Origin of the sequence: Burkholderia contaminans, from assembly GCF_029633825.1 — a bacterium.
Lineage (GTDB): Bacteria > Pseudomonadota > Gammaproteobacteria > Burkholderiales > Burkholderiaceae > Burkholderia > Burkholderia contaminans.
This window is the reverse complement of record NZ_CP090642.1, coordinates 1,358,454-1,378,113: the sequence shown is the minus strand read 5'-3', so window position 1 is coordinate 1,378,113 and position 19,660 is coordinate 1,358,454. Positions and strand designations below refer to the sequence as shown.

The 19,660-nt window shown below is 69.3% G+C and carries 27 protein-coding genes; 18 read left to right on the top strand and 9 right to left on the bottom strand.

The genetic code is table 11. The annotated features are described in order from the left end of the window. Positions 1–14: 14 nt before the first annotated feature. Together LXE91_RS38305 and LXE91_RS38300 are read right to left on the bottom strand one after the other, a co-directional pair. Entirely contained in the window at positions 15–1,061 is a 1,047-nt protein-coding gene (locus LXE91_RS38305; RefSeq protein ID WP_039371388.1) for a UDP-glucuronic acid decarboxylase family protein, read from the bottom strand. Beyond that, positions 1,061–2,380 (bottom strand): glycosyltransferase family 4 protein, encoded by a 1,320-nt coding sequence (locus tag LXE91_RS38300; RefSeq protein ID WP_039371352.1) that lies wholly within the window; start codon positions 2,378–2,380, stop codon positions 1,061–1,063. Before LXE91_RS38300 ends, LXE91_RS38305 begins: the two co-directional genes overlap by 1 nt. 242 nt (positions 2,381–2,622) lie before the next feature. Here LXE91_RS38300 and LXE91_RS38295 point away from each other — a divergent pair, with 242 nt between their 5' ends. From LXE91_RS38295 to LXE91_RS38265, 7 genes are all read left to right on the top strand, one after another. After that, complete coding sequence (locus LXE91_RS38295; protein ID WP_039371349.1) at positions 2,623–3,024, top strand: BON domain-containing protein; 402 nt, start codon at positions 2,623–2,625, stop codon at positions 3,022–3,024. 30 nt (positions 3,025–3,054) lie between these two features. Further along, entirely contained in the window at positions 3,055–4,083 is a 1,029-nt protein-coding gene (locus tag LXE91_RS38290) for an SDR family oxidoreductase (protein WP_039371345.1), read from the top strand. 26 nt (positions 4,084–4,109) lie between these two features. Continuing rightward, on the top strand, positions 4,110–4,409 hold the full coding sequence (locus LXE91_RS38285) for a DUF2795 domain-containing protein (RefSeq protein WP_039371385.1): 300 nt from the start codon (positions 4,110–4,112) through the stop codon (positions 4,407–4,409). Between the two features lie 64 nt (positions 4,410–4,473). Further along, the gene (locus LXE91_RS38280) at positions 4,474–5,043 is read left to right on the top strand and encodes a hypothetical protein (RefSeq protein ID WP_039371344.1); all 570 of its coding nucleotides are present in this window, start codon (positions 4,474–4,476) and stop codon (positions 5,041–5,043) included. Positions 5,044–5,148: 105 nt separating this feature from the next. Next, positions 5,149–6,006, top strand: a complete 858-nt coding sequence (locus LXE91_RS38275) for an SDR family oxidoreductase (protein ID WP_039371341.1) — start codon at positions 5,149–5,151, stop codon at positions 6,004–6,006. A 34-nt stretch (positions 6,007–6,040) separates the two neighbouring features. After that, positions 6,041–6,646, top strand: a complete 606-nt coding sequence (locus tag LXE91_RS38270) for a DUF4142 domain-containing protein (RefSeq protein ID WP_039371338.1) — start codon at positions 6,041–6,043, stop codon at positions 6,644–6,646. Positions 6,647–6,703: 57 nt separating this feature from the next. Beyond that, complete coding sequence (locus LXE91_RS38265) at positions 6,704–7,312, top strand: DUF892 family protein (RefSeq protein WP_039371335.1); 609 nt, start codon at positions 6,704–6,706, stop codon at positions 7,310–7,312. Positions 7,313–7,383: 71 nt separating this feature from the next. Here the strand turns inward: LXE91_RS38265 and LXE91_RS38260 are convergent, their stop codons facing one another. Both LXE91_RS38260 and LXE91_RS38255 read right to left on the bottom strand, forming a co-directional pair. After that, positions 7,384–8,664: an NRAMP family divalent metal transporter gene (locus tag LXE91_RS38260; protein WP_039371332.1), complete on the bottom strand. Its 1,281-nt coding sequence runs from the start codon at positions 8,662–8,664 to the stop codon at positions 7,384–7,386. Continuing rightward, positions 8,661–9,320, bottom strand: coding sequence for a UdgX family uracil-DNA binding protein (locus LXE91_RS38255; protein WP_046196867.1), 660 nt, complete (start codon positions 9,318–9,320; stop codon positions 8,661–8,663). Before LXE91_RS38255 ends, LXE91_RS38260 begins: the two co-directional genes overlap by 4 nt. A gap of 195 nt (positions 9,321–9,515) precedes the next feature. Between LXE91_RS38255 and LXE91_RS38250 the strand changes: the two genes are divergently transcribed. Further along, positions 9,516–9,992 carry a response regulator gene (locus tag LXE91_RS38250; protein WP_039371329.1) on the top strand — a complete coding sequence of 159 codons (477 nt, stop codon included), beginning with the start codon at positions 9,516–9,518 and terminating at the stop codon, positions 9,990–9,992. 30 nt (positions 9,993–10,022) lie between these two features. Here the strand turns inward: LXE91_RS38250 and LXE91_RS38245 are convergent, their stop codons facing one another. Continuing rightward, positions 10,023–11,234 carry an MFS transporter gene (locus LXE91_RS38245; protein ID WP_039371327.1) on the bottom strand — a complete coding sequence of 404 codons (1,212 nt, stop codon included), beginning with the start codon at positions 11,232–11,234 and terminating at the stop codon, positions 10,023–10,025. Between the two features lie 38 nt (positions 11,235–11,272). Beyond that, complete coding sequence (locus LXE91_RS38240) at positions 11,273–11,545, bottom strand: DUF4148 domain-containing protein (RefSeq protein WP_039371324.1); 273 nt, start codon at positions 11,543–11,545, stop codon at positions 11,273–11,275. A 195-nt stretch (positions 11,546–11,740) separates the two neighbouring features. Here LXE91_RS38240 and LXE91_RS38235 point away from each other — a divergent pair, with 195 nt between their 5' ends. After that, positions 11,741–12,634, top strand: a complete 894-nt coding sequence (locus LXE91_RS38235) for a LysR family transcriptional regulator (protein ID WP_039371322.1) — start codon at positions 11,741–11,743, stop codon at positions 12,632–12,634. Between the two features lie 111 nt (positions 12,635–12,745). Here the strand turns inward: LXE91_RS38235 and LXE91_RS38230 are convergent, their stop codons facing one another. The 3 genes from LXE91_RS38230 to LXE91_RS38220 form a co-directional block, all read right to left on the bottom strand. Beyond that, the gene (locus LXE91_RS38230; protein ID WP_039371318.1) at positions 12,746–13,228 is read right to left on the bottom strand and encodes a PRC-barrel domain-containing protein; all 483 of its coding nucleotides are present in this window, start codon (positions 13,226–13,228) and stop codon (positions 12,746–12,748) included. Positions 13,229–13,319: 91 nt separating this feature from the next. Beyond that, entirely contained in the window at positions 13,320–13,751 is a 432-nt protein-coding gene (locus tag LXE91_RS38225; RefSeq protein WP_039371315.1) for a CBS domain-containing protein, read from the bottom strand. A 79-nt stretch (positions 13,752–13,830) separates the two neighbouring features. Further along, positions 13,831–14,085, bottom strand: coding sequence for a hypothetical protein (locus tag LXE91_RS38220; RefSeq protein ID WP_039371313.1), 255 nt, complete (start codon positions 14,083–14,085; stop codon positions 13,831–13,833). A gap of 168 nt (positions 14,086–14,253) precedes the next feature. Between LXE91_RS38220 and LXE91_RS38215 the strand changes: the two genes are divergently transcribed. The 9 genes from LXE91_RS38215 (at position 14,254) to LXE91_RS38175 (ending at position 19,640) form a co-directional block, all read left to right on the top strand. Continuing rightward, on the top strand, positions 14,254–14,559 hold the full coding sequence (locus tag LXE91_RS38215; protein ID WP_039371311.1) for a hypothetical protein: 306 nt from the start codon (positions 14,254–14,256) through the stop codon (positions 14,557–14,559). Between the two features lie 184 nt (positions 14,560–14,743). After that, entirely contained in the window at positions 14,744–14,971 is a 228-nt protein-coding gene (locus LXE91_RS38210) for a hypothetical protein (RefSeq protein ID WP_076841500.1), read from the top strand. Further along, the gene (locus LXE91_RS38205) at positions 14,968–15,279 is read left to right on the top strand and encodes a hypothetical protein (protein WP_039371305.1); all 312 of its coding nucleotides are present in this window, start codon (positions 14,968–14,970) and stop codon (positions 15,277–15,279) included. Before LXE91_RS38210 ends, LXE91_RS38205 begins: the two co-directional genes overlap by 4 nt. A gap of 25 nt (positions 15,280–15,304) precedes the next feature. Continuing rightward, the gene (locus LXE91_RS38200; protein WP_039371301.1) at positions 15,305–15,610 is read left to right on the top strand and encodes a hypothetical protein; all 306 of its coding nucleotides are present in this window, start codon (positions 15,305–15,307) and stop codon (positions 15,608–15,610) included. A 499-nt stretch (positions 15,611–16,109) separates the two neighbouring features. After that, complete coding sequence (locus tag LXE91_RS38195; RefSeq protein ID WP_039371381.1) at positions 16,110–16,298, top strand: DUF3008 family protein; 189 nt, start codon at positions 16,110–16,112, stop codon at positions 16,296–16,298. A gap of 46 nt (positions 16,299–16,344) precedes the next feature. Further along, positions 16,345–16,506: a DUF1328 family protein gene (locus tag LXE91_RS38190; protein ID WP_006767422.1), complete on the top strand. Its 162-nt coding sequence runs from the start codon at positions 16,345–16,347 to the stop codon at positions 16,504–16,506. Then, positions 16,503–16,889, top strand: a complete 387-nt coding sequence (locus LXE91_RS38185; protein ID WP_039371292.1) for a DUF3022 domain-containing protein — start codon at positions 16,503–16,505, stop codon at positions 16,887–16,889. Before LXE91_RS38190 ends, LXE91_RS38185 begins: the two co-directional genes overlap by 4 nt. A 129-nt stretch (positions 16,890–17,018) precedes the next feature. Continuing rightward, positions 17,019–19,124 (top strand): catalase HPII, encoded by a 2,106-nt coding sequence (katE, locus tag LXE91_RS38180; RefSeq protein ID WP_039371289.1) that lies wholly within the window; start codon positions 17,019–17,021, stop codon positions 19,122–19,124. 12 nt (positions 19,125–19,136) lie between these two features. Then, the gene (locus LXE91_RS38175) at positions 19,137–19,640 is read left to right on the top strand and encodes a DUF421 domain-containing protein (RefSeq protein ID WP_039371286.1); all 504 of its coding nucleotides are present in this window, start codon (positions 19,137–19,139) and stop codon (positions 19,638–19,640) included. Positions 19,641–19,660: the final 20 nt, after the last annotated feature.

The following is a 19,660-nucleotide window of genomic DNA, read 5'->3' as shown; positions in this document are numbered from 1 at the left end:
ATGCGCCGGCGTCGTCACTGCGCCGGTGCCGGGCGGCGCGGCATATCGACCTGCGCGAGCAGGTGCGACGCGATTTGCGTGCTGCGCACGAGATCGCCGGGCGGGTGATGCGCGGCCTGCCGATGAATGAAGTACCGCACGGTACGCGCGAGCCCGGTGGCGAGCGGCGTGGTCGCGCGCCAGTCGAGACGCCGCTGCGCGGCATCGAGGTTCGGCCGCCGCTGGCGCGGATCGTCGGACGGCAGCGGCCGAAATTCGATCGCGACCGTCGCGCCGACGATCCGCACGACTTCGCGCGCGATGTCGAGCATCGCGATTTCGGCGTCGCTGCCGAGATTGACCGGCTCGCTCGCGTCGCCCGGCTCGTTCATCAGCCGGATCAGCGCGTCGACCATGTCGTCCACGTAACAGAACGAGCGCGTCTGCCTGCCGTCGCCGTAGACGGTCAACGGCGCGTCGGCAAGTGCCTGCGTGATGAAGTTCGACACGACGCGGCCGTCGGCCGGATGCATGCGCGGGCCGTACGTGTTGAAGATGCGGGCGATCCGCACGTCGACGCCGTACTGGCGGTGATAGTCCATGAACAGCGTTTCCGCGCAGCGCTTGCCTTCGTCGTAACAGGCGCGCACGCCGACCGGGTTCACGCGGCCGCAGTATTGCTCGTGTTGCGGATGGACGTCGGGATCGCCGTACACCTCGCTCGTGGACGCCTGCAGGATGCGCGCCTTCACGCGCTTCGCAAGACCGAGCAGGTTGATTGCACCATGCACGCTCGTCTTGGTCGTCTGGACGGGGTCGCGCTGGTAGTGGACGGGCGACGCGGGGCACGCGAGGTTGTAGATCTCGTCGACTTCGACGTAGAGCGGAAACGTCACGTCGTGCCGCATCAGCTCGAAGGTCGGCGCGTCGAGCAGGTGCGCGATGTTGTCCTTCGCGCCCGTGTAGAAATTGTCGACGCACAGCACGTCGTGGCCGTCCGACACGAGGCGTTCGCACAGATGCGAGCCGAGGAAGCCGGCGCCGCCGGCGACGAGCACGCGTTTGCGATCATGGCCCTTCATCATGCGTTCTCCTTGCGATGGGCGAGCGCGCCCTGTGTGATCGAGACGGGCGTGCGGTGGCCGGTGCCGGCCGACGCGCCGGCGCGTCGTGGGCGGGCGACGTCGCGATAGATGTCGACGAGCCGGTCGGCCACGCCTTTCCATGTATAGAAACGATGCGCGCGCAGGTAGCCGGCGCGTCCCAGCGCCGTGCAGAGCTCGGGTTCCGCGCGTAGCTGGACGAGCCGCGCGGCCAGCGCGGCGGGATCGCGCGGGGGCACGAGATAGCCGGTCGTGCCGTCGTCCACCGTCGTGCGGATGCCGCCGACGTTGCTGCCGATCACCGGTGTCGCACAGGCCATGGCCTCGACCGGCGTGATGCCGAACGGCTCGTACCACGGGGTCGTGACGAACACGTCGGCCGCGCTGTAGTACAGGTGCAGCGTGTCGCGGTCGCGCCGGCCGACGAAGGTCACGCGATTGGCGATCCCGAGGTCGTGCGCCAGCCCGGCGAGGCGGGCGAGTTCCGGGTCGCGGGCCGGGTCGGGCGTGGCCTGGCTGCCGCCGACGATATAAAGGTGGGTCGGCCGTCGCGGGTCGCGCGGCATGCGGGCCAGCGCGTCGATCACCGTGTCGATGCCTTTGCGCGGCACGAGGCGTCCGAGCTGCAGCACGACGAACGCATCCTGCGGCCAGCCGAGCCGTGCGCGCGCGTCGATGCGTGGCGTCGGCCTGAGTTCCTGCACGTCGAAACCGCACGGCACGATCTCGATGCGCGCGGCGTCGGCGCGATAGTGCGTCGTCAGGTCGAGCGCATCCTGCGGGCATTCGGCGATCACGCGGTCCGAGCGGCGCGCGAGCGTGTCCTCGATCGCGAAGCGCGCATCGGGGAAGCCGTCGGCGTCGCCCTGATGGAGCCGGCGCACGCGGCCGAGCGCATGAAAGGTCGTGACGAGCGGGATGCCGAGCTGCCGCTTCACGCGCAATGCCGCGTCGCCCGACATGAAGAAATTCGCGTGCATCACGTCGACCGGGTCGGGTTCGCGTCGCATGCGCGCGACCATGCCGTCCGCAAACGCGACCATGTACGGCAGCAGCCGCTCCTTGGGCACGTCGGTCGGTGGTCCGGCCGGTACGTGGATCACGCGCATGCGCGTGCCGATCGGCACGACTTCCGGCAGGTGCGGATTGTCGCAGCGCGTGTAGACGTCGACGTCGAGGCCGCGCTCGGCCAGTTGCTTCGCGACGTTCGCGACATAGATGTTCTGCCCGCCGGCATCGACGCCGCCGATCACCCCCAGCGGCGATGCGTGCTCACTGATCAACGCGATTCTTTGCATGGTGTTGCTCCCGGTATCGGGGCCGCGTGGATGGGCCACCGTTGCCGGTGGTTCGGCAAGCGGCGTACCCGGTGCATTGCCCGCGAAGCCGCCGGTCGGGATACCGAAAAAATTACAACGGGTTGGATGAAAGGGCGTCTGATCGGGAGAACCCGCGACTGCGCCGCACGGGCGGCGCGGCACGCGACTTGCGCTGTCCCGTTCACCCGCCGGCAATCCCGGCTCGACGAAAGGAGGTCACGATGAAGGCATTTCCGCTGCAAGCCCGTTCCCTGGGGTTCCGTCGTCGCAACGCGATGCGCGCCGGCATGGCGATCGCGATCGCCGCCACCACGGCGTGCGCGGTGATTGCGCCGAACGCGCTCGCCGCCGGCGACGACAGTGCCGCGTCGACGTCGGCGTCGACGCATTCGACGACCGGCACGAAGATCCGCGACGCGACGATCACGACCAAGGCGAAGGCCGAGCTGGTCGGGACGAACGGCCTGTCGTCCGGCGACATCCACGTGAAGACGCGCCGCGGCATCGTGACGCTCACCGGCAGTGTGCCCGAGGAGGCGCAGCGCGCGCAGGCCGTCAGCGTCGTGAAGCAGGTCGACGGCGTACAGGACGTGCGCGACCAGTTGACGATCCGGGCCAAGTGACCGCGGCCGCGCCGCACAAGGAGTCCAGTCATGAACTGCATGCTCAAACCGGTCGGCGAGCAGACGATCGTGATCACCGGCGCGACGAGCGGCATCGGTCTCGTCACCGCGCGCAAGGCCGCGCGCCGCGGCGCGAAGCTGGTGCTGTTCGCGCGGAATGAAGCCGCGCTCGATACGTTGTGCGAGGAGCTTCGCCAGCATGGCGATCTCGCGGTGGCGGTCGCGGGCGACGTCGGCAATCTTGAAGACCTGCAGCGCGCGGCCGCGAAGGCGGTCGAAACCTACGGCGGTTTCGACACGTGGATCAACAATGCCGGCGTATCGATCTTCGGCCCCGCTTCCGCGGTGCCGCTCGACGACCAGCGCAAGCTGTTCGACACCAACTACTGGGGCGTCGTGCACGGCTCGCTCGTCGCGGCCGATCACTTCCGGCGCAAGAACGACTTTCACGGCGGCGCGATCATCAACATGGGCAGCGAGGCGTCCGACGCGCCGGTGCCGTTGCAGAGCGCGTATGTGGCGTCCAAGCATGCGGTGAAGGGTTTTACGGATTCGCTGCGGCTCGAGATGGAGGGTGACCATCTGCCGGTATCCGTGACGTTGATCAAGCCGGCCGCGATCGACACGATGTTCGTGATGCACGCGAAAAACTACATGAACGTCGAGGCGAAGCTGCCGCCGCCGATCTACGACCCGGAACTGGTGGCCGACGCGATCCTGTTCGCGGCCGCGCATCCGCGCCGCACGCTGTTCGTTGGCGGCGCGGCGAAGTTCACGTCGGCGAGCGCGTATCACGCGCCGCGCCTGTTCGATCGCATTGCGTCCCGGCTGTTCTGGCGCAGCCAGCGCACGGATCGCCCCGCCCGCCCGCGCGACGACAACGCGCTGTACGAGCCGCGCCACGCACTGCACGAGCGCGAAGGCATGGACGGGCCCGTGCTGCGCGGTTGCGCGTACAACACGGTGGTTCAGCGGCCGAAGGTGGCGGGGGCGGTCGCCCTCGGTGCGGCGGCGCTGGTGGTCGCCGCGCTGGCGCGTGCGCGCCGCGCGTCGACGTGATTTCGTTCATCTCCAAGGAGGGTTTCATGACATCCCGACAACATACGGGCCACGAATACAGCCACTCGCGCGCGCACGAAGGCGAGCGCACGCAGCAGGACCATGACAAGGGTGGCCACCAGGGCGGCCACGGCAAGGCGCCGAGCCCGATCGACGTGCAGAAGGCCCTGAAGGGCATGGACTATCCGGCCAGCAAGTCGGCGGTCATCGAGTGCGCGGAGCGCTCGCATGCGGACCCCGGCGTGATCGACATGCTTCGCCGCATTCCCGATCGCGAATACGGCACGCCGGCCTCGGTGTCGAAGGAACTCGGCCGGCTGATGTGAGCGCCGCCCCGTCGCGCCGCGTGCGGTTGCACGCGGCGCCACCCCCGTCACGAGGAGCACGACCATGGCGATGATCGTCGCAGGCCGCTTCACGACGTTCGACGAAGCGGAAGGTGGGGCGCGTCACCTGTACGAGCGCGCGTTCGGTTCGGATGACGTATCGATCTTCTTCCTGAATCCCGGCGGACAGCATGCGCGCTTTCCGATCGGCGGCGACGTCTATGCCGATACGGCGGCGAAGCCGGGCGGGCGCGGCGCGATGATCGGCGCGATCCGCGGGGTGGTGATCGGCATCGTCGTGGGGCTGCTCGTCTATGCGATCGGCGTGCGCTACTGGTTCGTGCCGGCCGCCGCCGCGCTGGCCGGCGCGTATCTAGGCGCATTCGGCGGCGCGCTGGGCCGCATGCGCGGCGAGCCGGCCGAGGGCAAAGGCACGCTCGCGAAGAGCGAAACCGGCGTGATCCTCGCGGTGCGCGTGGCGCCCGACACCGCGACTACCGCGGAAGACGTGCTGCGCGCGACCGGGGCGTCGTCGATCGAGCGGGTCGAGGGCGACTGGCAGGACGGCGAGTGGCGTGACTTCGATCCGGTACGCCGGCCCGGCGAGCCCGCATCGGGCGCCAATCAACACTGAATTTTTTACGCCCGTTCGCAGCGTTGCACGCGCGATGACGGCGCCGCCGTGCGCGGCACGCCGCTTGCGAGCGATTGACGACACCGTTCAGGGAGGAACGAACCCATGACTACCGCACAGACACCACCGCCGCAGAAGCAGGACCACCAGCCGGGCACCGAGCGCGACATGCATCCGGAGCCGCGCGACTTGGCGGCCGATTACGTCGGCAGCGGCAAGCTCGCCGGCAAGGTCGCGCTCGTGACGGGCGGCGACAGCGGGATCGGCCGCGCGGTCGCGATCGGCTTCGCGAAGGAAGGGGCGGACGTCGCGATCGTCTATCTGAACGAGTCGGACGACGCCGCGCATACGAAGCAGCTGATCGAACAGGCCGGCCGGCGTTGCGAGGCGATCAGGTGCGACGTCGGCGACCGCCGGCAGGCGCACGACGCGGTGGCGCGCACGGTCGAGCGGCTCGGGCGGCTCGACGTGCTCGTGAACAACGCGGGCGAACAGCATCCGCGCCCGGGCATCGAGGACGTGACCGAGGAACAGCTCGAACGCACGTTCCGCACGAACGTGTACGGGATGTTCTTCTGCACGCAGGCTGCGCTGCCGCACATGAAGCACGGCGGACGCATCGTCAACACCGCGTCGGTGACCGCGTATCACGGCAATCCGAAACTGCCGGACTACTCGGCGACCAAGGGCGCGATCGTCGCATTCACGCGGTCGCTGTCGGCGGAGCTGGCCGAACGCGACATCCGCGTCAACGCGGTCGCGCCCGGACCGATCTGGACGCCGCTGATTCCATCGACGTTCACCGCCGAGCAGGTCGCGAAGTTCGGCGCGAACGTGCCGCTCAAGCGGCCGGGGCAGCCGGACGAACTGATCGGCTGCTACGTGCTGCTCGCGTCGGAAGGCGCGAGCTACATGACCGGGCAGACGCTGCATCCGAACGGCGGCTCGATCGTCGGCGGCTGATGGCCGTCTCTCGCCAAATGCAAGGAGGAAGCCCATGAAACGACCCAACTGGACGATCGCGGTGTTCGCCGCGGCCGTGCTCGCCGCCGGCGGGTTCGCCCGCGCGCAGATGCCGAGCGAGCCGCCCGCATCGAATTCACATGTGCCGGGCGGCGTGATCAACCCGTCGTCGGGCGCGGGCGACGCGATGATCGCGAAAGCGCCGCAAGGCGGCGACGCGGAATTCGTCGACAAGGCCGCCATCGCCGGCAAGGCGGAGGTGCAGGCAAGCCAGCTCGCGCTGAGGCAGGCGCAGTCGCCGGACGTGCGCGCATTCGCGCAGCGCATGGTGGCCGATCACGGCAAGGCGAATGCGCGCTTGAACGAGATCGCCGCGCGCCAGGGCATGAAGCCGCAGGTCGAACAGATCCAGGATCCCGACGTCGAGGCGCTGCGCGGCAAGCAGGGCCGGGACTTCGACGTCGCGTACGTCGCGGCGGTCGGCCCGGAGGCGCACCGCAAGGCCGTCGCGCTGTTCGAAGGCGAGGCGCGCAACGGGCGGGATCCGCAATTGCGCGCGTTCGCGAGCACCACGCTGCCGACGCTGCGGCATCACCTGAGCATGGCGCAGGCGCTCGAACGCAAGGTGGGCACGCACTGACGCGTGCCCGTTCAACCCCGGGCCGCGCGTGCGGCCCGTCTTTTTGGAGAGTCAGTCATGGCCCATCGGCAACCGAAGCATGAAGGCATCCTCGAATTGCTCTGCCAGGCATACGAAACCGAGCTTGGCGGCGCGAAGATCTATGAAGCCGCGCTGCAATGCGCGACCGACGAGGATCTGCACAAGGAATGGGAGAAGTACCACCGCGAGACGCTGCATCACCAGGAGGTGCTGCGCAAGGTGTTCGAGACGTTCGGCATGGACCCCGACACGCAGACACCCGGCCGCAGCGGGGTGGCGGCCATCGGGAAGGCGCTCGCGCATACGATCGAGCAAGCCCGGAAGCAGGCCGACCCGGCTGTCGCGCAGGTCGTCGCGGCCGAGTGCGTGGTGCTCGCCGAGACCAAGGATCACCTGAACTGGGAGCTGATCGGCTATGCGGCAGACCAGTTGTCGGGCGACGCCGCGAAGACGCTGAAGGACGCGCACGACGAGGTCGAGGCCGACGAGGATCATCACCTGTATCACACGCGCGGCTGGGCGCGCGAGATGTGGATCGCGTCGATGGGCTTCAAGGCAGTGCTGCCGCCGCCGGAAGAAGTGAAGAAGGTCGAATCGGCGGCCGAGGCGGCGCGCGCCGAACGTTCGCGCGGCAAGATGATGTAATCGCGGCGAGCCGGGCATGGCCGCGATGCGGTCGGCCCGGCTCCATGAAAGTCGCACGCGCGATCAGCGGTTCAGGTCAGCAGGTCGACGACCATCGTCACGACCGATGCCGCCATCAGCGCGACCGCCAGCCAGCCGAACGTTTTCGACACGATGCCGCTGCCGGGTTGGCCGGCCGCCTCGCGCCGGTGCGACAGCAGCATCACGAGCACGAGCATCGGTACCGCCGCGATACCGTTGAGCACCGCGCTCCAGTACAGCGCCTTGATCGGATCGATGGGGCTCACGCAGATCGCGATGCCGACGATCACGCACAGCGCCAGCACCGCATAGAACGCGGGCGCACGCCGCACCGGCTCGTTCAGCCCTTCGCGGAACTGCCACGCTTCCGCGCAGCCGTATGCGGCGCTGCCCGCGAACGCGGGAATCGCGAGCAGCCCGCAGCCGACGATGCCGAACGCGAACACGAGAAACGCGGCTTCGCCGGCGATCGGCCGCAGCGCTTCGGCGGCTTGCGCGGTGGTGCCGATGTCGTGCCGGCCATGCGCGAAGAACACGGCGGCACCGATCACCATGATGCAGAACGACACCGCGTTCGTGACGAGCATGCCGACCCACGTGTCGAAGGTAACGCGCCGCTCGGTCTCGCGGCGCGTGTCGCGTTGCGTGGATGCCGTTTCCTCCACTTCGAGCGCGGCCTGCCACACGAACAGGTACGGGCTCAGCGTCGTGCCGAGCACGGCCACCGTGGTCGTCGCATACGCGTGCGTGAATTCGATCTGCGGCAGCACGATCGCATGCATCACGCCCCGCCAGTCGATCTGCACGAAGCCGAGTTCGAGCACATAGGCGATCAGGCCGAGCGTCATCCATTTGAGCCAGCGCGCATAGCGCTCGTACGACAGCGTCATCTGCAGCGCGAGCGACGCGAGCCCGTAGAACGGCGCATACCAGTAGCTGCGCCCGCCCGCGACGAGCGCGGTCGCGTCGCCCATCGCCGCGAGATCGGCGCCGACGTTGACGACGTTGACGATCGCGACCATCACGATCAGCGTCTTGGCGAGCCGGTCGGAGAAGTGCTCGCGGATGGCGGCGACGAGGCCCGCGCGGTTGCGGCGGCCGATGAACGCCGACGCGAGCTGCACGGCGACCATCATCGGCAGCGTGACGACGATCATCCACAGCATGTTGAAGCCGAACTGGCTACCGGCCTGCGCGTAGACCGCGATGTTGCCCGGATCGGCATCGGACGCCCCCGCGAGCAGGCCGGGGCCGAGCCGCCGGTACCACGGCGTCGCGGTGCGCGGCGCGGCGCCCGCGGCCGGCTGCGCGTCGTCGCCCGGCGTGTTCATCGGGTGTCTTCCCTTGCGCCGTGCCGGCTGGCGCGATCGCGGTCGCGGTCGGGTTCGCCGGCCAGGCCCGATGCGGTGCGCAATGCGTCGACGAGCGTCCGGTACGCGTGCTCGCGCGAATCGGCGCCGCGCGTGCGCAGCACGTACGACGGGTGATAGGTGGCGACGACGAGCCGGCCTTCCGCCGTGCGAATCGGTGCGCGCGCGGCCTCCAGCGTCGCATCGTTGTCTTGCAGCAGCGCGCGCAACGCGGTGCCGCCGAGCGCGACGATGACGCGTGGCCGTACCGCGTCGAGCTCGCGCTCGAGCCAGTAGCGGCACGCGGCCACCTCGCGTTGCGCGGGCGTCTTGTGCAGCCGCCGCTTGCCGCGCGGCTCCCATTTGAAATGCTTGACCGCGTTCGTCAGATAGCACTGCGCGCGCTCGATCCCGGCTTCATCGAGTGCACGGTCCAGCATGCGCCCGGCCGCGCCGACGAACGGCAATCCGTTGCGGTCCTCCTGGTCGCCCGGCTGCTCGCCGACCAGCATGATCGTCGCGTCGACGGGGCCGGCGCCGGGCACCGGCTGGGTCGCATGCTCCCACAGCGCGCAGCGGCGGCACGCGTCGAGTGTCGCCGGTGCATCGTCGGCAGCGGGCGGCGTCCGGCGCGTCATGTGACGACGCCCGTGCGGCACGTGGCGCGGCAGGTCGCCCATGCAAGCGGGGCGGAACGGAAAGGAAAGCGCAGCGTCACGCACATGAATGGCTCCGGTACGACGATTCGACCTGTGCAGCAACCGCCGTTCCGCATCGGCCGAGACGGGCGCGTGGTTTGCGTGGAGGCGGAGGTCAACGACAGGAGAAACGCGATGCTTCCCGATTCCGGCAACGATCCGGCCGCGGACGACGTGCTGCTATGGCGCGCACCCGACAGCGTGCCGGCGCGGTCGCATCGCGTGCTGATCGTCGACGACTATCGCGACGCGGCCGATGCGCTGCGCCTGCTGCTCGAGGCGCGCGGCTTCGAATGCCGCGTTGCCGTCGATCCGTTCGCCGTCTGCGCGATCGCGCGCGACTGGCAGCCGTTCGCGGTCGTGCTCGATATCGCGATGCCGGGCCTCGACGGGCTGCAGCTTGCGGCGCGGCTGCGTGGCGATCCGCACACCGGCGACATGCTGCTCGTGGCGTGCAGCGGCTTCGCGTCGCGACGCGACTGCGAGGCGGCGAAGCAAGCCGGGTTCGACGCGCACTGTGCGAAGCCGCTGACGCCGCACCGGCTGCTCGGCTACCTGGATGCGGCGAGCGGCCGCGCGCAGCGGGACGGGGAGGTTACACGGCGCTTGTAAAAACGCCGGCGGGGCGGGGTGGCGCAGGCATCAACCGTCGGTGCGCGTGGCGGCGCGCGCGGCGGACCTGCCCGCGACGACGGCCAGGCCGCCGGCGCACGCGAGCAGTGCCGCGCTCATCGCGAAGGTCGCGCGGTAGCCGTGCAGGTCGAACAGCATGCCGCCGATCGTCGCGCCGAGCCCGATCGCGAGTTGCACGACCGCCACCATCAGGCCGCCGCCGGCTTCCGCATCGTGCGGCAGCGTACGGGCGAGCCACGTCCACCAGCCGACCGGCGCCGCGGTGCCGAGCAGGCCCCATGCGCCGAGCAGGCAGGCGGTTGCCGCCGTGGAGCCGCCGAAGAGCGTCAGCGCTACCGCAATCGCGGCCATCAGTGCCGGCGTGGCCACGAGTGTCCGGTAGAGCCCGTGTTCCAGGACGCCGCCGATCAGGACCGTTCCCGCGAAGCCCGCGACGCCGATCACGAGCAGGATCAGCGACAGTGTGACGGTGCCTGCGTGCGTGACGGTTTCGAGGAAGGGGCGCAGGTAGGTGAACAGCGTGAACTGGCCCATGAAGAACACGCTGACCGCCGCCATGCCGAGCGCGACCGGCGGCCGGGCCAGCAGCCTGAGCGCGTTGGCCGACGTGCCGCGCGGCGCGGACTGCATCGACGGCAGGCTGACAAGCTTCCAGCCGAATGCGATCGCGGCGACCGGCACGACGCAGAAGAACGCCCAGCGCCACCCGACGATCCCGCCCAGAAAGCTGCCGAGCGGAGCCGCGACGACGGTCGCCAGCGCATTGCCACCATTCACGATCGCCAGCGCGCGCGGCACGTGCGTTGCCGGCACGAGGCGCATCGCGGTGGCGGCCGACATCGACCAGAAGCCGCCGATCGCCACGCCGATCAGGGCGCGGCCGGCGATGAACGCCGCGTAGTTCGGCGCGAATGCGACGAGCGTGCCGGACACGATCGTCAGCAGTGTCAACACCAGCAGCAACGGCTTGCGATCGCGCCGGCCGGCGAGCGATGCGATGAACAGGCTCGTGACCAGCGCGAACGCGCCGGATACGGAGATGGCCTGGCCGGCCTGGCCTTCGCTGACGTGCAGGTCGCCTGCAATCGGCGTGAGCAGGCTGACCGGCATGAACTCGGAGGCGACCAGCGCGAACGCGCCGAGCGACATCGCGAGGACGGCGCCCCACGCGGCCGCACCGTCAGGTGCGGTGCCGCGATCGGGCGTGGAGACGGAGGGCATGTCGGGAACCGGATCGGAACAAGGTGTGGGTCGCGCGCTCAGTCGCAACGCGTCGTGGCGCCGTGCACGGCGAGCTGCGTGCGCGCGTCGTCGGCGCGCCCGGCCTGCACGCGGGCCGCGGCGGCCTGGGCGTCGTCGACCCAGCTGCGCGGGTTCATGCGCGCCGGATTGAAGCCGGCGGCCTCGTAGCGCAGCATGTCCTGGCGGACCTGCTCACGCGTCAGGCCCGGTGCGGATTGCGCGAACAGTGGGCCGGATGCGGCAAGCGCGGCGACGGCGGCGGCAGCGGCGGCGAGAAAGCGGGTAGTCATGAGGTGGGCTCCGGAATGCGGGGTAGTCCGAGCGTCCGGGGCTTTGCCGAGGCGCATCGGGTCGATGGCTTCGCAGTCTAGCGAGCCGCCGCGGATCGATTAAGTAGCGCGGCACGCTTGGACTCATGAGCCAAACTGATGAATCGCCGCCGGCGGTGCTACGATTGGCGTCCGTCCCGACCGGAGCTTTTCGACATGGCGCGCGAAAATTTGAACGACCTGCTCGTCTTTCTCGCGGTGGCCCGCGAGCGCAGCTTCACGCGCGCGGCCACGCGGCTCGGCGTGTCGCAGTCGGCGCTGAGCCATACCATCCGCGATCTCGAAGCGCGGGTCGGCGTGCGGCTGCTGACGCGCACGACGCGCAGCGTGGCGACGACCGACGCGGGCGAAGCGCTGTTCCAGGCGGTGGCCCCGCGCATCGACGAGATCACCGCGCAACTGGCCGCGCTGTCGGATTTCAGGGACAAGCCGGCCGGCGTGGTGCGCATTACGGCCACCGAGCATCCGATCGATACGGTCATCTGGCCGAAACTCAGGCAGGTCCTGCCCGACTACCCGGACATCCGCGTCGAGCTGTCGGTCGATTACGGGCTGTCGAACATCGTCGAGGAGCGCTACGACATCGGTGTGCGCTACGGCGACCAGGTGGCGAAGGACATGATCGCCGTGCGGATCAGCCCGGATGTCCGGATGGCGATGGTCGCGGCGCCGGCCTATCTCGACGGCCGCAAGCCGCCGAAGAAGCCGCAGGACCTGCTCGATCACGATTGCGTCACGTTGCGGCTCGCCACGGCGAAGGGCATCTATGCGTGGGAGCTGAAGAAGGGCAGGAACGACGTGCTGGCGCGCGTGAACGGCCGGATCACCTGCAACACGCAGCCGCACATGGTCCAGGCGGCGCTCGACGGCTTCGGCATCGCGTTCGTCACCGAGGACATCGTGCTGGAGCATGTCCGCAGCGGCCGCCTGCGGATCGTGATGCCGGACTGGTGCCCGGTTTTTCCCGGCTACCACGCGTACTATCCGAGCCGCCGCCCGGCGTCGCGTGCGTTCACCGTCGTGATCGACGCGCTGCGGCATCGCGCGTAGCGCGTGTCGCGTCGGGGCCGCCGTCGCGACGCCCGGCAAGAAAAAACGCCCCGCGCGGGCGGGGCGTTCGACGCGGCTGCGCCGGCGAACCGGCGCCGCGTGGCGGCGCGATCAGTGACGGTCGCGTGCGCGCGGATCGTTGAGTTCCTCGGTCGGGTCGGTCAGCCCGAGTTCGTCGCCGGCGCTCCAGTACGGCGTGCTGCCGTAGAACTCGTGCAGCGGCGCGGCCCATTGCGGGTCGGCCATCGCCGGCCAGTGGTCCTTGTCGAACCCCGGTGCGTTGCGGATCCGCTCGGACGACACCGACAGCAGGAAGCATTTGCGCTCGGTGTCGAGCGTGAGCGCGCTCCACGGGATCGCGTGCAGCTTGTCGCCGATGCCGAGGATGCCGCCGCTCGACAGTACCGCGTAGGCGACGCGGCCGGAGCGCACGTCGAGCATGATGTCCTTGATCTTGCCGACGTCGTCGCCATCGGTCGTATAGACCTTGTTACCTTCGAGCGTATCGGCCGCCATCACGTCGGGGCCAGGGCCGGCCGCCGTTGCGGCGCCCTTGCCGATGATGCGGGTCTGACCTTGATCGGAAGTCTGCATGGTTTCCTCCAGGCTGCATGTGGCGCGACGGTGCCCGGGGCGGGCCCTGCGGGTCGCGCGGGGTGGTCGGGACGGGGCGGCGAGCGCTCCGTCACGTCTGCTTCGGTTGCGACACGCCTTCGAGCGTGTTCGCGAGATCGTCACGCTCCGGGCCGGCCATGCGCGTCGCGATATCCGCGAGCGACAGCATGCCGACCAGCCGCTTGTCGTGATCGACGACCGGCAGGCGGCGCAGTTGCGCGTCCGCCATGTAGTGCTGGATCTCGTCCAGCGAATCGTCGTCGAAACACCATTCGATCGGCCCCGACGCGACTTCGTGGATGCGCGTCTCCGGCGGCTTGCCGGCTGAAATCGCGCGCACCGCGAGGTCGCGGTCCGTCACCATCCCGATCAGCCGGTTGTTGTCGCACACGGGCAGCGCGCCGACGTCGTAGCGCTCCATCAGTTGCGCGGCATGACGGATCGAGTCGGTCGGTGCGATGTGCACGACGTCCTGCGACATGATTTCGTTGACGCGATGCATGAATTTCTCCTCTCGAGTTCGGTAGTGCAATGGTTCGAAACGGGCGGTACGGAATCAGCAAGCCGCATGCCGCAGGCGCTCATGCGTCGCCGCGTTCGCGCTTGTCCTGCCACGGCCCGTCGTCGTGCGTGCCGGGCGGCGTGTCCGGCTCGATGCGCGTGACGCCGCCGGTCGCGGGCGGATCGCTCGCGGGAAACGTGTCCTCGAGCTGCTTGTCGATATGGCGTTCCGAATGATGCGTACGCGCGCGGTCGCGGTGCTTGAGCGGCGGCGACGGATCGGGTTGCCGTTCGTGTGCCGGCGCGTCGTGGCCGGTCCGGGTCGAATCCTTCATCGCGAGCCTCCGTGTCGATGCCAATGGCGTGTTCCTGCCGCAACGGCCGTGCCCGGTACGCGCGGGGTTCGCTCTGGACTTCGGCGGCACGCAACTTGCCACGAAGGCGATGACCGCGGCGCGTGGTACGGAAGGTGCCCGCCCCGCACACTTCGAGCGGGAGGCACGATGACGATTCCGAAACGACGACCTGGCGTGCGCTACGAGGTCAATGTATGCGGCGGCGGATTCGATTCGCTGAAGAACCATTTCAACGGATGGAAGCATGAACCGCTGATCTACCGGCCCGAGCGCCGGATGTTCGAAGGCAAGGCCGACGTGCGGCCGCTCGGCGGCGATGCGTTCGGCTCGACCGAGCCGGCGCGGTTCGCGCTGCAGCGCGCGTGCGAGCCGTCTGACCCGTATGCGCTCGCCGCGCAGGTGCACGACGACGGCCGCGAGCTGTGGCTCGTGATGGCTGCCTACGACGCGTAGCCGCGCCGTTGCAAGATTTGCAGCGAACGGTGTAGCGAAGGCACGGCAGGCCGTTCGCGTCGCCCGCGTGTGCGTCGCGGCGGACCTTCGGATGACGTGAAGGACGGCATGCGGCTTGCGCGCCCTCGGCAGGCGAAGGTCGCGTCCGCTACCGACCCGCGGACCCCGCCATGAAGGAGCGCCGATGACACCTGACCCAGCGCAGTGGTTGCAGCGGCCCGAACCGCCGCTGCCCGACATCGGGCCGGATCCGGAACCGCCCGATCCCGACGACGTGCCCCCCGACCTGCCTGAACCTTACCGGCAACCCGAGGGCGATCCACCGGGGCATGCGCCGCCCGAGCGCGAGCCGCCCGTGCATACGCCGCCGATGAGCGCGGTATCGGGAACGCGCAAAGAGGCATTGCCATGAGCATCCGCGTGAAACCCGGCGTGTTGCGCGACATCGCCGAAACGCTCGGCCGCCATTTCGAGGCGCGCGCGATGCCGTTCCATATCGAGGAAGCGCCGGTCGGCGCGTTGCATATCGGCTTTCGCGTCGACGGCCATCCTGCGTCGCTGACCGTGGCGTTCGACGCCGACGCGTTCGCCGCGCTCGAGCAGGCCGGCATCGAATCGCAGCGTCGCGCGCTCACGCGCGTGGCGGTGGAATTCGACGCGATGATGGCGCGTCGCACCCCGACCGCCTATGCGGGCGATTTCCATTTCAACCGGCTATGAGACGCCGGGCACAGGGAGGATTTCGATGAACCCGATCCAGACGATACGCACGGGCATCCTGGCGTGTGCCGCCGCGTGCGCGCTGGGCGCATGCACGCAACCGGCGAACGGCCCCTACGGCACCCGCGGGGCGCCAGCCGACAGCCGTGGCGCACAGTCGACCACGACGATGCCCGACGCGCATGCGCGTGACGCCACGCGGCCTTCGCCGGGCGCCGTGATGCCGCAGGGCGCGGCCGGCGGCGAAGCGGCCGACGGGCCGTCGACCGGCTCGAACGATGTGCAGGGCGACCGGCCGCTGCCGGGCACGCCGCCGCTGATGCAGTACTGACCCGGCACCGCAACATCACCCACGGCATGCGCGCGGGATCGCGTGCGCCGTGCGGCGCGCCGTCCGATCGCATCGATGCGAAGCGATGACTGGTCACGATCCGACATGCTTTCCGGCTTACGGAAATGCGTGTCCAAAACTTTCCGCCGGCTTGTAAATAAGCGGTTCCCACCTGCTGCGACACGTGGGGCGCACCCACAGCCGACGCGCTTCGACGACCTGGCACGCTCAATGCATGAGGGATGCAGACGGTCAACCGTGAATCGAATCGCCTGACGGCTTTCGAGGCCGGATTCGCCGGGCGCCTCGCGGCCGAGGCATCGTTCTTGCGCGTTGCACCGTGACGAAGGATCGCCGGGCGATGACGATGCCGCCGGCCGGCCCGCGGTGCGGCGACGCGGCCAGGCGGCCGGGCGATTCAACCGCGTTCACCGCGTTCAACCGCGTGCGCACCATCGCTTGCCGCGATGCGCGCATTCACGAGAGGAGGAGCACGACCATGCCAGCAAAATCTCAGGCCCAGCAACGCGCCGCCGGGGCCGCCCTGTCGGCCAAGCGCGGCGAGACGAAAATGAAGGACCTCAAACCGCCTTCGAAGTCGATGGCCAAATCGATGAGCGAGAAGGAGCTCGAGAAAATGGCCTCCACGCCGGCCCACGGCAAACCGAAACACAAGCACGACGCCTGATCGACGCCGACGCGCGCCGGCGACCGCTGTCATCCAGGAGGGTTCCATGCTTCGATACGCCATCATCTTCTTCATCATCGCGATCATCGCGGCCGTGTTCGGGTTCGGCGGCATCGCAGCCGGCGCGGCGGAGATCGCGAAGATCCTGTTCTACATCTTCGTGGTGATCTTCCTGGTCACGCTGCTGCTGGGCGTCGTCCGACGATGAGCGTCACGCCCGACCGGTCGCAGCGCATCGCGGAACTCGAGCACGCGCTTGCGAACGGTTTCCCGTCCGAATCGACCGTTGTCGTGCACGCGGACGACGCGTCCGGGCAGCTGACGATCCAGGTGTCGTGGGTGCGTGTGCCGGCCGACGCAAGCGCGCGCGACTGGCGTTGCGCGGTCGACCTGCGGTTCGATCCGGACGTGATCACGCGCTACGCATCGCTCGACGCAGCCGGCCGGCTGCGCGTGCGCACCCGTTTGTGCGATAGCGCGCGGCGCGCGGTGGATGCGCGCAAGCCGCGCGTCGAGGATGCGGCGATCGAGTGCAACGTGGCGCTCGACGTGACGCGCGCCGAACTCGACGCAGCGTTGCGCGCGCCCTGACGCCACCGCCGGCCGGCGGGTGCGGTCGCGCCCGGCCGCGCCGGTTTTCCTGCTGTCCGCCCGTGCGGGTCGCGGCAACGCGGCGCGCGCATGGCGGATACCCCTTCGAATGCCACGAGGACCTGATCGATGACCCATTCCCCCTCATCCGGAACGACGCCGCCCGTCCAGCCGCAGGACAGCGCGAAATCGCGCCAGCTCGACGAGCACCGTTCGCGGCCCGACCACGAGGCACTGCGCACCAACCAGGGCGTGCGGATCGCCGACAACCAGAACACGTTGCGTGGCGGCACGCGCGGCCCGTCGCTGCTCGAAGACTTCATCATGCGCGAGAAGATCACGCATTTCGATCACGAGCGCATTCCGGAGCGCGTGGTGCACGCGCGCGGCTCGGCCGCGCACGGCGTGTTCCGCGTGTACGAGCCGATGGCCGACTACACGAAGGCCGCGTTCCTGCAGGATCCGGCCGCGGAAACACCGGTGTACGTGCGCTTCTCGACGGTCCAGGGGCCGCGCGGCTCGTCCGACACCGTGCGCGACGTGCGGGGCTTCGCGGTGAAGTTCTATACCGAAGAGGGCAACTACGACCTCGTCGGCAACAACATGCCGGTGTTCTTCATCCAGGATGCGATCAAGTTTCCCGATTTCGTGCACGCAGTGAAGCCCGAGGCGCCGAACGAGATGCCGACCGGCGCGTCCGCGCACGACACGTTCTGGGATTTCGTGTCGCTGGTGCCGGAAACCACCCACACGGTGCTGTGGCTGATGTCCGACCGCGCGCTGCCCGCGAGCTACCGCGCGATGGACGGCTTCGGCGTGCACACGTTCCGCTTCGTGAACGCCGCCGGCGCCGTGCGTTTCGTGAAGTTCCACTGGCGGCCCGTGAGCGGCGCGTATTCGCTGCTGTGGGACGAGGCGCAGCGGATTGCCGGCCATGACCCGGATTTCAACCGGCGCGACCTGTGGATGGCGATCGAGCGCGGCGACTATCCGGAGTTCGAACTCGGCGTGCAGATGATCGATCCGGCCGATGCCGACAAGTTCGACTTCGACCTGCTCGACGCGACCAAGCTGGTGCCGGAAGAACTCGTGCCGGTGCGTCCCATCGGCCGGATGACGTTGAACCGCAATCCCGACAACTTCTTCGCGGAAACCGAGCAGGTCGCGTTTCATCCGGGGCACGTGGTGCCCGGCATCGACTTCACGAACGATCCGCTGCTGCAGGGGCGCCTGTTCTCGTACACCGACACGCAATTGAGCCGGCTCGGCGGCCCGAACTTCCACGAGATCCCGATCAACCGGCCGGTGTGCCCGTTCGCGAACAACCAGCGCGACGCGATGCACCGGCAGACGATCAACGTCGGGCAAGCGTCGTACGAACCGAATTCGACGAGTGGCGGCTGGCCGCGCGAGACGCCGCCCGCGCCGGCCGGCGGCGGCTTCGAGACCGTGCACGAGCCGCTCGAAGGCGACAAGGTGCGCGTGCGCAGCGAATCGTTCGCCGATCATTTCTCGCAGCCCGCGCTGTTCTACCAGAGCATGACCGACATCGAGCAGCGGCATATCCGCGACGCATACTGCTTCGAGCTCGGCAAGGTGACGCAGCCGCACATTCGCGAGCGGGTGGTCAACGACATGATCGCCCGCTTCGACGCGGGGCTGGCCGCGCAGGTGGCCGAACGGCTCGGGCTGCCGGCACCACACGGAGGCGCGACGCCGGCGGTCGCGCAGCGTTCGCCCGCGCTGAGCCTGATCGGCCGCTCGAAGCCCGGCATCCGGTCGCGCAAGATCGCGCTGATCGCGACCGCCGGGACGAGCGAGACGCTCGTCCAGCAAGTGCGCGATGCGCTGCAGGCCGCGCACGCGGTGCCGACGATCGTCGCGCCGACGCTGGCGCCGATCGGCAGCATCGTGCCGCAGGCGACGCTGGCCGGCATGCCGTCGGTGATGTTCGACGCGGTGTTCGTGTGCGGCGGCGACGGCGACGGCCGCGACCTTGCGCACAGCGCCGACGCGCGGCATTTCGTGCGCGAAGCGTTCAAGCACCTGAAGCCGATCGCGGCCGTCGGGGCGGGGCGGCAATTGCTGAGCGCCGCGCACCTGCCGGATCCGGCCGAAGGCGTGTGCGTCGGGGAGGCCGTCGATCTCGACGCAGTCCTGAACGACCTGTCCGACCACCTCGGCCGTCATCGCGTCTGGGCACGCGAGCAGCAGGCCGCCGAGTTGCCGGCCTAGCGCCGCGCGATCATGGACGTCGTCGTCGCGCTGTTCGGACAGGGCCGGATGCTCGGCCCCGGGCAGATGGTGCTGCGGGCGATCGTCGTGTTCGTGGTCGCGCTGGTGCTGATCCGCATCGCCGGGCGGCGCGCGTTCGGCCAGCGTTCGCCGTTCGACCACGTGGTCGGCATCCTGCTCGGCGCGATCCTGAGCCGCGCGGTGGTCGGTGCGTCGCCGTTCGTCGCGACGGTGGCCGCGTCGCTCGCGATCGCGCTGCTGCATCGCGTGATCGGCTGGGCCTGCGTGCGCTCGCGCCGCCTCGAGCGGCTGCTGGTCGGCGCGGAGCGCGAGGTGTACCGCAATGGCCGCTTCGACGACGCGCAGATGCGCGCGGCCCTGATCACGCCGACGGACATCCGTGAAAGCGTGCGTCAGGCGCTCGGCGCGGACGACCTGTCGGACGTCGACGCGGCGATCCTGGAGCGTAACGGCCACGTCAGCATCGTGCGGCGCAGCCGTTGCCGAAAGCCGTGACGGCCGCGTGCGGCGGATGC

Excerpts from the sequence above, each read along its gene's own strand:
- LXE91_RS38305 (WP_039371388.1), bottom strand. The coding sequence starts at position 1,061 with ATGAAGGGCCATGATCGCAAACGCGTGCTCGTCGCCGGCGGCGCCGGC.
- LXE91_RS38300 (WP_039371352.1), bottom strand. The coding sequence starts at position 2,380 with ATGCAAAGAATCGCGTTGATCAGTGAGCACGCATCGCCGCTGGGGGTG.
- LXE91_RS38295 (WP_039371349.1), top strand. The coding sequence starts at position 2,623 with ATGAAGGCATTTCCGCTGCAAGCCCGTTCCCTGGGGTTCCGTCGTCGC.
- LXE91_RS38290 (WP_039371345.1), top strand. The coding sequence starts at position 3,055 with ATGAACTGCATGCTCAAACCGGTCGGCGAGCAGACGATCGTGATCACC.
- LXE91_RS38285 (WP_039371385.1), top strand. The coding sequence starts at position 4,110 with ATGACATCCCGACAACATACGGGCCACGAATACAGCCACTCGCGCGCG.
- LXE91_RS38280 (WP_039371344.1), top strand. The coding sequence starts at position 4,474 with ATGGCGATGATCGTCGCAGGCCGCTTCACGACGTTCGACGAAGCGGAA.
- LXE91_RS38275 (WP_039371341.1), top strand. The coding sequence starts at position 5,149 with ATGACTACCGCACAGACACCACCGCCGCAGAAGCAGGACCACCAGCCG.
- LXE91_RS38270 (WP_039371338.1), top strand. The coding sequence starts at position 6,041 with ATGAAACGACCCAACTGGACGATCGCGGTGTTCGCCGCGGCCGTGCTC.
- LXE91_RS38265 (WP_039371335.1), top strand. The coding sequence starts at position 6,704 with ATGGCCCATCGGCAACCGAAGCATGAAGGCATCCTCGAATTGCTCTGC.
- LXE91_RS38260 (WP_039371332.1), bottom strand. The coding sequence starts at position 8,664 with ATGAACACGCCGGGCGACGACGCGCAGCCGGCCGCGGGCGCCGCGCCG.
- LXE91_RS38255 (WP_046196867.1), bottom strand. The coding sequence starts at position 9,320 with ATGACGCGCCGGACGCCGCCCGCTGCCGACGATGCACCGGCGACACTC.
- LXE91_RS38250 (WP_039371329.1), top strand. The coding sequence starts at position 9,516 with ATGCTTCCCGATTCCGGCAACGATCCGGCCGCGGACGACGTGCTGCTA.
- LXE91_RS38245 (WP_039371327.1), bottom strand. The coding sequence starts at position 11,234 with ATGCCCTCCGTCTCCACGCCCGATCGCGGCACCGCACCTGACGGTGCG.
- LXE91_RS38240 (WP_039371324.1), bottom strand. The coding sequence starts at position 11,545 with ATGACTACCCGCTTTCTCGCCGCCGCTGCCGCCGCCGTCGCCGCGCTT.
- LXE91_RS38235 (WP_039371322.1), top strand. The coding sequence starts at position 11,741 with ATGGCGCGCGAAAATTTGAACGACCTGCTCGTCTTTCTCGCGGTGGCC.
- LXE91_RS38230 (WP_039371318.1), bottom strand. The coding sequence starts at position 13,228 with ATGCAGACTTCCGATCAAGGTCAGACCCGCATCATCGGCAAGGGCGCC.
- LXE91_RS38225 (WP_039371315.1), bottom strand. The coding sequence starts at position 13,751 with ATGCATCGCGTCAACGAAATCATGTCGCAGGACGTCGTGCACATCGCA.
- LXE91_RS38220 (WP_039371313.1), bottom strand. The coding sequence starts at position 14,085 with ATGAAGGATTCGACCCGGACCGGCCACGACGCGCCGGCACACGAACGG.
- LXE91_RS38215 (WP_039371311.1), top strand. The coding sequence starts at position 14,254 with ATGACGATTCCGAAACGACGACCTGGCGTGCGCTACGAGGTCAATGTA.
- LXE91_RS38210 (WP_076841500.1), top strand. The coding sequence starts at position 14,744 with ATGACACCTGACCCAGCGCAGTGGTTGCAGCGGCCCGAACCGCCGCTG.
- LXE91_RS38205 (WP_039371305.1), top strand. The coding sequence starts at position 14,968 with ATGAGCATCCGCGTGAAACCCGGCGTGTTGCGCGACATCGCCGAAACG.
- LXE91_RS38200 (WP_039371301.1), top strand. The coding sequence starts at position 15,305 with ATGAACCCGATCCAGACGATACGCACGGGCATCCTGGCGTGTGCCGCC.
- LXE91_RS38195 (WP_039371381.1), top strand. The coding sequence starts at position 16,110 with ATGCCAGCAAAATCTCAGGCCCAGCAACGCGCCGCCGGGGCCGCCCTG.
- LXE91_RS38190 (WP_006767422.1), top strand. The coding sequence starts at position 16,345 with ATGCTTCGATACGCCATCATCTTCTTCATCATCGCGATCATCGCGGCC.
- LXE91_RS38185 (WP_039371292.1), top strand. The coding sequence starts at position 16,503 with ATGAGCGTCACGCCCGACCGGTCGCAGCGCATCGCGGAACTCGAGCAC.
- katE (WP_039371289.1), top strand. The coding sequence starts at position 17,019 with ATGACCCATTCCCCCTCATCCGGAACGACGCCGCCCGTCCAGCCGCAG.
- LXE91_RS38175 (WP_039371286.1), top strand. The coding sequence starts at position 19,137 with ATGGACGTCGTCGTCGCGCTGTTCGGACAGGGCCGGATGCTCGGCCCC.